Source organism: Streptomyces sp. NPDC029836, from assembly GCF_055574495.1.
The window spans coordinates 69,044-80,276 of sequence record NZ_JBVHZI010000019.1; the positions used below are offsets into that span (position 1 = coordinate 69,044).

An 11,233-nucleotide genomic window follows, 5' to 3' on the forward strand; every position below is an offset into this window, starting at 1 on the left:
GTTCACGGTCCCTTCGGGAGGCCGAGGATCCGCTCGGCGACGATGTTGCGCTGGATCTGCGAGGTGCCCGCCGCGATCGTGTACGAGAGGGACGAGAGCCGGTCCAGGACCCATTCCTCGTCCAGGACGAGGGAGTCCGGTCCGAGGACCTGCGCGGCGGCCTCGTACAGCTCCTGGCGGGCGTGCGAGTAGGCGAGCTTGAAGACGCTGCCGCCGACGCCGGGGACGCCGCCGGAGCGCTGCGCCTCGCCGACGTTCCACTGGGTGAGCCGCCACAGGGCGCCGAACTCGCCGTGCAGTCGGCCCAGGGTGCGGCGCAGCACGGGGTCGTCCCAGCGTCCGTTGGCCTTGGCGGTGCGGGCGAGCCGGCCGAGGGTGCGGCGGCAGGCGACGACCTCGCCGACGAAGGCCGTGCCGCGTTCGAAGGACAGGGTGACCATGGTGACGCGCCAGCCGTCGTTCTCGGCGCCGACCCGGTTGCCGACGGGGACTCGGACCTCGTCGAGGAAGACCTCCGCGAACTCCGTCGATCCGGCGAGGGTGCGCAGCGGGCGGACGCTCACGCCGGGGGTGTCCATCGGCAGGGCGAGCCAGCTGATCCCGCGGTGTTTGGGGGCCCGGGGGTCGGTGCGGACGAGGAGTTCGCACCAGTCGGCGACCTCGGCGTGCGAGGTCCAGATCTTGGAGCCGGTGATGACGTACTCGTCGCCGTCGCGGACGGCCCGGGTGCGCAGGGCGGCGAGGTCGGATCCGGCGTCGGGTTCGCTGAAGCCCTGGCACCAGACCTCGTCGCCGCGCAGGACGGGCGGCAGCCAGCGGGCGCGTTGTTCGGGGGTGCCCTCGGCGGCGATGGTGGGGCCGGCGTGGAGGAGTCCGACGAAGTTGGCGCCGACGTACGGGGCGCCGGCTCGTTCGGTCTCCTCCAGGAAGATCAGGTGCTGGGTGGGGGTGGCGCCGCGGCCTCCGGCGTCGACGGGCCAGTGCAGGCCCGCCCAGCCGGCGTCGTACAGCCGGCGCTGCCAGCCCAGGTCGTAGGCGCGGCGGCCGGGCCAGTCGTCCGGGGAGGGTTTGGCGGGGAGTTCGGGCAGGGTCTTGCCGAGCCATTCGCGCAGGCGTGCCCGGAAGTCCTGTTCCTCTTCGGTGTGGGTGAGGTCCATCAGCGGCCCTGGCGGGGCCGGTCGAGGTCCAGGGGCAGGCCGAGCATGCGGATGGCGTTGCCGCGCATCAGCTTCCAGACGGTCTCGTCGTCGAGTCCCCGGACGTGGTCGAGGGCGACCTCCTTGGTGTGCGGGAAGGTCGAGTCGACGTGCGGGTAGTCGGTCTCGAAGGTGGCGTTGTCGCGGCCGACGACGTCGAGCGAGGCGATGCCGTGCTTGTCGCGGAAGAAGCAGCAGTAGATCTGCCGGTAGTAGTACGTGGACGGCGGCTCGGGGATGAGGTCCTTGACGCCGCCCCAGGCGCGGTGTTCGCGCCAGACGTCGTCGGCGCGTTCCAGGGCGTACGGGATCCAGCCCATCTGGCCTTCGCTGTAGGCGAGCGTGAGGGTGGGGAACTTGACGAGGACGCCGCTGAAGAGGAAGTCCATCATCGAGGCCATGGCGTTGTTGAAGCTGAGGGAGGCCTGGACGGCGGGCGGCGCGTCGGGGGAGGCGGCGGGCATCTGGGACGAGGACCCGATGTGCATGTTGACGACGGTGCCGGTGTCCTGGCAGGCGGCGAAGAAGGGGTCCCAGTAGCCGGAGTGGATGGACGGCAGGCCCAGGTGGGTGGGGATCTCGGAGAAGGTGACGGCGCGCACTCCGCGGGCGGCGTTGCGGTGGATCTCGGCGACGGCGAGGTCGATGTCCCAGAGCGGGATGATGCACAGCGGGATGAGCCGGCCGCCGCTGTCGCCGCACCATTCCTCGACCATCCAGTCGTTGTAGGCGCGCACGCAGGCGAGGGCGACCTCCTTGTCGTGGGCCTCGGCGAAGGTCTGGCCGCAGAAACGGGGGAAGGTGGGGAAGCAGAGGGAGGCCTCGACGTGGTTGAGGTCCATGTCGGCGAGGCGGGCCCTGGGGTCCCAGCAGCCGCGGCGCATCTCCTCGCGGGTGATGCCCTCCAGGGTCATGTCGTCGCGGTCGAAGCCGACGGCGGCGATGTTGCGCTTGTACGGGAACTTGAGGTCCTCGTAGATCCACCAGTCGGTCGGGGGGCCGTCGGGGTCCATGGTGATGACGTACTTGCCGCCGGTGTACTGGAGTTCGCCGATGCCGGCGGTGAGCGGACGGGGACCGCGGTCGCGGTACTTGGCGGGCAGCCAGACGTCGAAGAGGTGGGCGGGTTCGATCACGTGGTCGTCGACGCTGATGATCCGAGGCAGTTCCGATTCCATGGTCTCCCCAATCGCCCAATCTGATGGATCGTCAGAAACAAGCTAGCCCCGCCGGCTCTGGACCGGCAAGCGCCGGCGCCCTACGCTCTGCGCCAGACCTGACTATCCGTCAGAAATCTATCGAGGGAGGTCCGGGATGACGGACACCGCGACGGAACTGAGCCGGTCCCGGACCCTGTGGGAGCTGGTCGCCCGCCGGGCCGCGCTCACCCCCGACGGCCCGGTGCTCATCGAGGCCGCCGACCGCCCCGCCGACGACCGCACGCTCACCTTCGGCGCCCTGCGCGACCGCTCCGAACGCGTCGCCGCGGGCCTGTACGCCATGGGCGTGCGCCCCGGCACCGTCGTCGCCTGGCAACTGCCGACCCGCATCGAAACGGTGCTGCTCTCGCTCGCCCTGGCCCGGCTCGGCGCCGTCCAGTCGCCCGTCATCCCCTTCTACCGGGATCGCGAGGTCGGCTTCGCCCTGCGCGAGTCCAAGGCCGAGTTCTTCGCCGTCCCCGGCACCTGGCGCGGCTTCGACCACGCCGCGATGGCGGCCCGGCTCGGCGCGCGCGGGGTCTTCGACGCCTACGCGGACCTCCCCGACGGCGACCCGGCCGTACTGCCCCCACCGCCCGGCGACGGCACCTCCGTACGCTGGATCTACTGGACCTCGGGGACCACCTCCGACCCCAAGGGCGTCCTGCACACCGACCGCTCCCTGATCGCCGGCGGCTCCTGCCTCGCCGACGCGCTGCGCCTGACCCCCGCCGACGTCGGCTCGATGGCCTTCCCGTTCGCGCACATAGCGGGCCCCGACTACACGGTGATGCTGCTGCTGTACGGGTTCCCGGCGGTGCTCTTCGAGAAGTTCGCCATGCCGGACGCCCTGGACGGTTACCGCCGCCACCGGGTCACCGTCGCGGGCGGCTCCACCGCCTTCTACTCCATGTTCCTCACCGAGCAGCGCAAGGACCCCGGGACCAAGCTCATCCCGAGCCTGCGACTGCTCGCCGGCGGCGGCGCCCCCAAGCCCCCCGAGATCTACCACGCGGTGGTCCGCGAACTGGGCTGCCAGCTCACCCACGGCTACGGCATGACCGAAGTCCCCATGATCACCATGGGGGCGCCCGACGACACCCCGGAGAACCTCGCCACCACCGAGGGCCGCCCCCCGGCCGGCATGTCCATCCGCATCACCACCCCGGCCGGCGATCCACTGCCCACCGGCACGGACGGCGAGGTGCGCCTGCGCGGCGAGGCCGTCTGCCAGGGCTACCTGGGCCGCGCGGACACCGACGGGACCTTCGACGCCGACGGCTACCTGATCACCGGCGACCTCGGCCGGCTGACCGCCGACGGCCACCTCGTCCTCACCGGCCGCAGCAAGGACGTGATCATCCGCAAGGGGGAGAACATCTCGGCGAAGGAGATCGAGGACCTGCTGCACGCGCTGCCGGCCGTCGGCGACGTCGCCGTCATCGGTCTGCCCGACCCCGAACGCGGCGAACGCGTCTGCGCCGTCGTCGAACAACCCCCTGGAGCCGCCCTGTTGACCCTGCCCCAACTGACCGCGTACCTGCGCGCGCAGGGGCTGGCCCCGCACAAACTGCCCGAGCAGTTGGAGCTGACCGACGCGCTCCCCCGCAACGACGCCCTGCGCAAGGTCCTGAAGTACAAGCTCCGCGAGCGCTACGCCTGACCCGCCTTGAGCGCGGCGTCCGCCCCGCCGGGTCGTTGCGCCGGCCCCGCCGCCCGGACGCGGCGGGGCGCGGCGCGGCGAGGTGCCGCGCCGGGTGGGGCGAGGTGCGCCCTACGCGTCCGGGTCCACCCCGCAGTAGCCCGCGAACGCCGCCAGGATCTCGTCCTCGGTGATCCGGCCGTCGCCGTCCGCGTCCAGCGCCGCCGCGACCTGGTCGGCCAGTTCGGTCGGGGTGCCGAGGACACGCAGGACGCGGGTCGCCGCCGCCGGGCTCGCGCCGGCGCCATCCTCGTCGGCGACGGCGATCACGGCGGCGAGGAACGGCCGGGCGATCTCCGCGAACCGGGCCGGGTTGTCCCGCAGCCGCTTCGCGGCACCGGTGACGAACTCCTCGCGGGACACCCGCTGGTCGCCGTCCACATCGGCGATCCCGGCCATGCCCTGCCAGAAGGCCTCGGCACCGATGAACACGGCCTGGCCCTTGTCCGACCGCGCGGTGGTGCCGAATTCGGCCAGCACCGCCCTCGCGGCCGTACTGAAGTCCTCCCGGTCGATATAGCCGGACCCGTCCTGGTCGAAGGTGGCGAATCGGGCGGCGATCTTGCGCTCGTATTCTGCGCTGTCCATAGTCGGCGTTCCGCCTTCACGTGTGCGATGGGGTGCAGTTCAAGACAAGGCAGGAGCGTAAGCCCTCAGTGGCCCGAGCGTTAAGCGAAGCGGTCAAGCAGCCGGCCGCATCGAACCCGCGCACGGGGAGCGCGGTGGGGCGCGTATGCGTGTGCCATCGCGGGGTAGGTGTCACGCCGTCAACGCCGCGACCCGGTGGACCCTTCCGGTCACAGCACTAGCACGCGGTCCACCCTTCCAGGGCGGGCTTGCGCCAAAACAGGCGCGTTCCCTGGGGTGCGGACTACATTCGACGGGTCGACACACGGCAGGGGGCACCATGGCGAAGGACGTTCCACCGCGCTGGGACCGACGCATGCAGCAACGCCTGGCCCGCGGCGAGGCGGCGGCGCTCGGCGAGCTGTACGACCGGTTCGCCTCGCTCGTGCACAGTCTGGCGCACCGGGTGCTGGGCGACGAGAAGGCGGCCGACCGGATCACCCGCGAGGTCTTCGGGTACATCTGGGAGAACCCGGACGCCTACGACCCGAAGCAGGGCTCCATGCGGTCCTGGGTCGCCCGCATCACCCAGGGCCAGGCGGTGGCCCGATTGCGCCAGGCCGAACTGGGCCGCGGCTCCCGGGAGGAGCTGGAGCAGAAGGTCCGCAGCGCGAACGCCGCCGCCCGCGCCGACTACATCGTCACCTCGATGCCCGCCCCGCTGCGGGCCGCCCTGGAACTGGCCTACTTCAAGCGCCGCGACTACCGGCAGGCCGCCGCCGACCTGCAGATCAGCGAGGACGAGGCGCGGCGCCGGCTGCGCCTGGGCCTCCAACTGCTGTCGACCGCCAACGTCCTCCCCCGCGAGGACCCCGCCCCGCCCGGATACGGCTCACGCGAATACGGAACACCCCGATGACCGGCCCCTCCGAAGACATCCCCGACGACGCCTACGAGCGCCCGGCGGGCGGTTCGGCGCGGATACCCGGTCCGCGGGCGGCGGGCGACGACCTGCGTCCGCCGCACCCGCTGCCGCCGCCCGTGGACGAGGCCCCGCGGGCGCCCGTCCCGGAGCCGCCCTCGCACGGCGTGCTGAAGTCCCTGCTCGGGGCGTGGGCGCTCGCCGCGTGTTCCGTCGAGGAGACGCAGGCCGTGGAGGACCACCTCACGGAGTGCGCGCCCTGCGCCGAGGAGGCGCTGCGGCTGCGCGACGCGGTCGGGCTGCTGCACCCCGAGGAGAGCCTGGACCTCAAGCCGCTGCTGCGTTCCCGGGTGCTGGAGGACTGCCTGGGCAAGCGCCCGGCGCGGATCCCGGTGCCGGTGTGGGCGAACCCGTACGACACCGAGACGGCGCGGCTCGACGCGCTGCTGCGGGACTTCGGCGACTCCGAGTGGCACACCCCGGTGCGGCTGAAGTGGTTCGAGGAGGAACAGCGCCGCTCCCGCCGCACGACGGTGGCGGGCGTGATCGGTCACCTGCTGACGGTGGACGGACTCGTCGCCACCGCGCTCGGCCTGGACGATCCGCTGGGGCCCCAGGCCCCGCCGGGCGGCCCCACGGGCCGTACCGAGCACTTCTGGAGCTCCTCCCCGTACCCGACCACCCGCCAGGTCCGCGAGCCGTGGCGGGAGCAGGGGCACACCCTGGTCCGTACGGTGTCCTTCGCGGGTCGGGGCGTGGCCGAGCTGGGCGTGGACTACGGCGGGTTCGCGCTGCCGTTGGGTGACGCGTTCCTGGAGCGGGCCTTCGAGTGCTGGGTGCACGCCTGGGACATAGCGGAGGCGGTGGACTACCCGTACGAGCCGCCGTCGGGCCCGGACCTGCACCGGATGATCGACCTCGCGGCGCGGCTGCTGCCGGGCGCGCTCGCGGGCCGGCGCCGGTCGGGACTGGCGGCTCCGGCGCGCGGGCTGGTCGCGGCGGGAGCGCCGGGGCGGACCCTGCACCTGCAGATCGAGGGCGCGGGCGGCGGTGGTTGGGACATCGCCCTGGACTCGCCGGCCGCGAAGCCCTCGCGGGAGCACACGGTGGCCGAGGTGGCGCTGGACGGCCTGGAGTTCTGCCAACTCGCCGCCGGTCACATCTCGCCGGAGGAGGCAGCGGTGGGCCAGATCGGGGACCGCGAGGCGATCCGCGACGTCCTGTTCGCCGCCGCGTCGCTCAGCCGCCTGTAGCGGGGCGGTACCCCCGGCCGGACCGGCCGGGGGGGGCGTCGCAGGACGCGGGTGCACCGAACTACGGCTCAGGCGAAGACGACCGTGCGGGAGCCGTTCAGCAGCACCCGGTGTTCGCTGTGCCACTTCACCGCGCGGGCCAGCGCCTGGCACTCGACGTCGCGGCCGATGGCGACGAGCTGGTCGGGGGTCACCTCGTGGCCGACCCGCTCGACCTCCTGCTCGATGATCGGGCCCTCGTCGAGGTCGGCCGTCACGTAGTGGGCGGTCGCGCCGATCAGCTTCACACCGCGCGCGTGCGCCTGGTGGTACGGCTTGGCGCCCTTGAAGCTCGGCAGGAACGAGTGGTGGATGTTGATGATCCGCCCGCTCAGCTCCTTGCACAGGGTGTCCGACAGCACCTGCATGTAGCGGGCGAGGACGACCAGCTCGACCTCCTTCTCCCGCAGGAGCTCCAACAGCCGCGCCTCGGCGGCCGCCTTCGTGTCCTTGGTCACCGGGATGTGAACGAACGGGACGTCGTACGATCCGACGAGTTCCGCGAAGTCGGTGTGGTTCGAGACCACCGCGGCGATCTCCACCGGGAGCGCGCCGATGCTCGACCGGAACAGCAGGTCGTTCAGGCAGTGGCCGAACTTCGAGACCATCAGCACGATCTTCATGCGCTCGTCGGAGCGGTGGATCTGCCAGTCCATCCGGAAGGACTCGCCGATCGCGGCGAAGCTCGCGCGCAGCTTGTCGACCGTCAGCCCCGGCTCGGACTCGAAGTGCACCCGCATGAAGAAGAGGCCGGTCTCCCGGTCGCCGAACTGCTGGCTGTCCACGATGTTGCAGCCGGTCATGAAGAGGTAACTCGACACGGCGTGGACGATGCCCTGCTTGTCGGGGCAGGACACGGTCAGGACGTACTGGGGCTGCGCCTCGGGCTGCGGATCGCTCATGACCGCATAGCCTTTCACACCGCGCGGGTGAGGCTCCTCAGAACGTCCACGGAGCTGGGCCGGGCGTCCGGGTCCTCCCCGTCCGCCGCGGTCATCCGTACGTGGGCCTGCCGGGCGGCCCGTACGGCCTCCGGCCACGAGGGGTGCTCCAGGTAGACGGAGACGGGCGCGTCCGGTCCGACCTGGTGCAGGATCCGCAGCACCCGCAGCACGGCGAGGTCGACCGCGGCCGCCTCCTGCGCGTCGCGGAAGATCGTGCCGACGTACCGGTCGGCGGACCAGCTGTCGAGCCAGGTGTCCTCGACGAGCCGGTACACGGCGTCGGTGACGTCCCCGTACCCGGCGGCACCGGCCAGCCAGACCTCTTCCTGGAACAGCGGGTCGGAAAGCATGTGCAGCGCCGAGCGCACGTTGCTGCGCCAGCGCCACCACGGCATGTCGTTGAGGGGCATGCCGCCCATGGTGGAGGAGCGGCCGCCGCGGCGGGAAGAGTTCTTCGAACCTTGGGCGAATGTCACGCTTTCGATCGTACGTTCACCGTGCACGCGATCTTGCGGCGCCCGCACCCGGTAATTCACCTCGACGTCACCGGATGTTATGTACACCTCAGCATCGAGTTCCCCGTGGAGCGGAATGGTCGCTGGACATGACCAGTCGGCGAAGCTCAACCCCCCTCTCCCGCACCCTGCTTGCGGCGACGATGGGCGCGTGTCTCACCACCGCGTGCGGAGTGGTTTCGGGGGGCCCGGGCGGATCCGGGGACACCATCACGGTCATGACGTTCGCCCCCATCGACACCAAAGCCACCAACATGCCCGGAATGCCCGGCATGGCCAAGGCGTACGAGAGCTGGGTCAACGCCAACGGCGGCATCAACGGCCGCAAACTGCGCGTACTGACCTGCAACGAGAAGAACACCCCGACGGGCGCCGCCGACTGCGCCCGCAAGGCGATCTCCGAGAAGGCCGTCGCCGTCGTCGGCTCCTACAGCCAGCACGGACGCGCCTTCATGGCCCCGCTGGAGGCCGAGGGCATCCCCTTCATCGGTGGCTACGGGGTCTCCGCCGAGGAGTTCCAGAGCACCCTGTCCTACCCGGTCAACGGCGGCCAGCCGGTCCTGCTGGCCGGCGCCGGGCACCAGCTGGGCAAGGCCTGCGCGCAGGTGTCCCTGGTCCGGCCCGACACCCTCGCCGGCGACACCATGCCGGTGCTGCTCAACGCCGGGCTGAAGGCCAACAAGATGGCCGACGCCGCCGACATCCGGGCCGCCGAGGACTCCGCCGACTTCACGCCCCAGGCCCGCGAGGCCCTGAACGGTCCCACCGCGCCCGCCCCGTCGGGCACCCCGGCCGGCACCCCGGTCGCGAAGGACGCCAAGGACGCCAAGGACGGGAAGGAGGCGAAGGAGGCGAAGGACAACAAGCAGTGCGTGACGGCGGTCCTGGGCGAGCGCACCGAGACCTTCTTCGACGCCTTCCGCCGCATCGACGGCCAGCACCGCAACCCGCAGATCTCCTCCGTCCTGGGCAGCGTCAGCCAGGCCCTGGTGGACCGCACCGGCGGCAAGGAGAGCCCCTTCGAAGGCGCGTACCTCACCAGCTGGTACCCGGTGTCGACGGACCCGCTGTGGGCGCCGATGCGCAAGGTGATCTCCGAGCAGGCCTTCGGCGACGACACCGTGGACCCCGACGACAGCGGGGCGCAGACCACCTGGATCGCGTACACCGTGCTGAACGAGGTCGTGAAGCGCTTCGAGGGCGACGAGGAGATCACGGCGCGAAAGCTGGCCCGGGCCCTGAACCAGTCCCAGAGCGTCCCGACGGGCGGCCTGACCCCCGACCTGAGCTGGCGCTACCAGGACATGCGGGCCGTCGCCGGCTTCCCGCGCCTGGTCAACGGCCGGGTCACCTTCCAGATCGTCCAGGCGGGCCGACTCGTCGCCCAGCCCGGCGAACAGCCCCAGGACATGACCCCGACCCTCGAAAGCGCCCCCCGCTCGACGTGACGCGGGGCCCGGCGGAGCCGGTCAGCTCCCGCGCCCGCCCGCCCGCGGGACGGGTCACAGCTGGGACTTGTCGCGTTGGGTGAGGCCGTACTTGGCGGCGATCCGGTTCCACAGGGCCGCCGCCGACTCCTTGGACTTCGTCGCCTCGCCGCTGGAGCGGTTGCCGTCGGCCGCGTTGTCGGTGGGGACGGCCTTGCCGTCCTTGCAGCCCTTGCCGTCCTCGTTGTCCCTGTTGCCCTTGTCGTTCTTGTCGTCCTTGTCGTTCTTGTCGTCACGGCCGCCCGCGTCCGCGGCGACGTCGTCGGCCCAGTCCGCGTAGCTGTTGTCGGCGTCCGCCGACGCCTTCCAGGCCTTGTTGAGGGAGGCCGTGAGCTTCGCGTGGTCCGGGAGCTTGTCCACTTTGAGCTCCTGGAGCCGGGTGACGAGCCCGTCGCGCTGCCGGGCCGCGTCCCGCAGGTCCAGGGACGCCTGGTCCAGGTTCTTGCAGACCTTGATGTCCTCGACGGCCTTGATCACCGCGGCGCGGCTGTCGTTGCTGTCGGCGAGCAGCTTGTCGAGCTGGACGGCCTGCGGACGGGCCGGGTCGACCGGTGCCTCGCCGCCGGCGGCGGAGGCGGACGCGCCGGTCGAGGCGGGCGCCTCGACCGCACCCGGGTCGTTGTTCTGCGCCTTGCCGTCGCCGAGCAGCGCGCCGACGCCCAGCCCGGCCACGGCCAGCCCGACGACCGCGGCGGCGATGACCGCCGGCGGAATCCGGTTCGGGGCCGGCGGGGGCGGCGGCGGGGGCGCGTACTGCTGCTGTTGCCGCGGCGGCTGCCCGGGGTGGGGGCGGCCCGGGGCGAACTGCTGCGCGGCGGCCGGAGGCGGGCCGGCCGGGGGCGGAGCGGCCCTCCGCCGGGTCGCGGGCCGGGCCACCGGCTCCCGGACGGGCGGCAGCTGCTGGGTGTGCCCGGCCGTGTCGGCCTCGCCGCGGAACAACCCGTCGAAACCCTCGGCCGCGTTGGGCGCGGGGCCCGGCGGCACGGGCGGGATCAACTGGGTCGCGTCGTCGGCGCCCTGCGCGGGCACGGGCGGGATGAACTGCGTGGCGTCCTCACCGGCGCCCGACTGGGCCGGCACGGGCGCGATGTACTGCGTCGCGTCCTCACCGGCACCCTGCTGGGCCGGGACCGGCGGGATGAACTGCGTCGCGTCCTCGCCCGGGTGGGCCGGGACCGGCGCGATGTACTGCGTCGCGTCCTCACCGGCGCCCGACTGGGCCGGCACGGGCGGGATGAACTGCGTCGCGTCCTCGCCCGGGTGGGCCGGGACCGGCGCGATGTACTGCGTCGCGTCCTCACCGGCGCCCGACCGGGCCGGGACCGGCGGGATGAACTGCGTCGCGTCCTCGCCCGGGTGGGCCGGGACCGGCGCGATGTACTGCGTCGCGTCCTCACCGGCGCCCGACT

Annotated in this window: 10 protein-coding genes; 4 read left to right on the forward strand and 6 right to left on the reverse strand. The window is 72.3% G+C overall.

Going from position 1 to position 11,233, the window contains the following annotated elements; genetic code table 11:
* Positions 1-2: 2 nt before the first annotated feature.
* Together ACZ4XJ_RS33460 and ACZ4XJ_RS33465 are read right to left on the reverse strand one after the other, a co-directional pair.
* A complete protein-coding gene (locus tag ACZ4XJ_RS33460; RefSeq protein ID WP_468498362.1) occupies positions 3-1,157 on the reverse strand; it encodes an acyl-CoA dehydrogenase in 1,155 nt (384 codons plus the stop codon).
* The gene (locus ACZ4XJ_RS33465) at positions 1,157-2,374 is read right to left on the reverse strand and encodes an amidohydrolase family protein (RefSeq protein WP_362879480.1); all 1,218 of its coding nucleotides are present in this window, start codon (positions 2,372-2,374) and stop codon (positions 1,157-1,159) included. Before ACZ4XJ_RS33465 ends, ACZ4XJ_RS33460 begins: the two co-directional genes overlap by 1 nt.
* Before the next feature lie 136 nt (positions 2,375-2,510).
* Here ACZ4XJ_RS33465 and ACZ4XJ_RS33470 point away from each other — a divergent pair, with 136 nt between their 5' ends.
* Positions 2,511-4,058: an AMP-binding protein gene (locus ACZ4XJ_RS33470; RefSeq protein WP_468498363.1), complete on the forward strand. Its 1,548-nt coding sequence runs from the start codon at positions 2,511-2,513 to the stop codon at positions 4,056-4,058.
* A 111-nt stretch (positions 4,059-4,169) separates the two neighbouring features.
* Here ACZ4XJ_RS33470 and ACZ4XJ_RS33475 read toward each other — a convergent pair whose 3' ends face one another.
* On the reverse strand, positions 4,170-4,685 hold the full coding sequence (locus ACZ4XJ_RS33475) for an EF-hand domain-containing protein (protein WP_362879484.1): 516 nt from the start codon (positions 4,683-4,685) through the stop codon (positions 4,170-4,172).
* Positions 4,686-5,004: 319 nt separating this feature from the next.
* On the opposite strand from ACZ4XJ_RS33475, the gene ACZ4XJ_RS33480 reads away from it, so the two are divergent.
* Complete coding sequence (locus tag ACZ4XJ_RS33480) at positions 5,005-5,583, forward strand: sigma-70 family RNA polymerase sigma factor (protein ID WP_281211046.1); 579 nt, start codon at positions 5,005-5,007, stop codon at positions 5,581-5,583.
* Positions 5,580-6,839: a maleylpyruvate isomerase N-terminal domain-containing protein gene (locus ACZ4XJ_RS33485; protein WP_362879486.1), complete on the forward strand. Its 1,260-nt coding sequence runs from the start codon at positions 5,580-5,582 to the stop codon at positions 6,837-6,839. Before ACZ4XJ_RS33480 ends, ACZ4XJ_RS33485 begins: the two co-directional genes overlap by 4 nt.
* A gap of 68 nt (positions 6,840-6,907) precedes the next feature.
* Here the strand turns inward: ACZ4XJ_RS33485 and purU are convergent, their stop codons facing one another.
* Positions 6,908-7,780, reverse strand: coding sequence for a formyltetrahydrofolate deformylase (gene purU / locus ACZ4XJ_RS33490; RefSeq protein WP_468498364.1), 873 nt, complete (start codon positions 7,778-7,780; stop codon positions 6,908-6,910).
* A 14-nt stretch (positions 7,781-7,794) separates the two neighbouring features.
* Positions 7,795-8,241 carry an SCO4402 family protein gene (locus ACZ4XJ_RS33495; protein WP_362879530.1) on the reverse strand — a complete coding sequence of 149 codons (447 nt, stop codon included), beginning with the start codon at positions 8,239-8,241 and terminating at the stop codon, positions 7,795-7,797.
* 185 nt (positions 8,242-8,426) lie between these two features.
* On the opposite strand from ACZ4XJ_RS33495, the gene ACZ4XJ_RS33500 reads away from it, so the two are divergent.
* Positions 8,427-9,785 (forward strand): ABC transporter substrate-binding protein, encoded by a 1,359-nt coding sequence (locus ACZ4XJ_RS33500; protein WP_468498365.1) that lies wholly within the window; start codon positions 8,427-8,429, stop codon positions 9,783-9,785.
* A gap of 54 nt (positions 9,786-9,839) precedes the next feature.
* Here ACZ4XJ_RS33500 and ACZ4XJ_RS33505 read toward each other — a convergent pair.
* Positions 9,840-11,233: hypothetical protein (locus ACZ4XJ_RS33505; RefSeq protein WP_468498366.1), on the reverse strand; the 1,394-nt coding region annotated here is incomplete at its 5' end.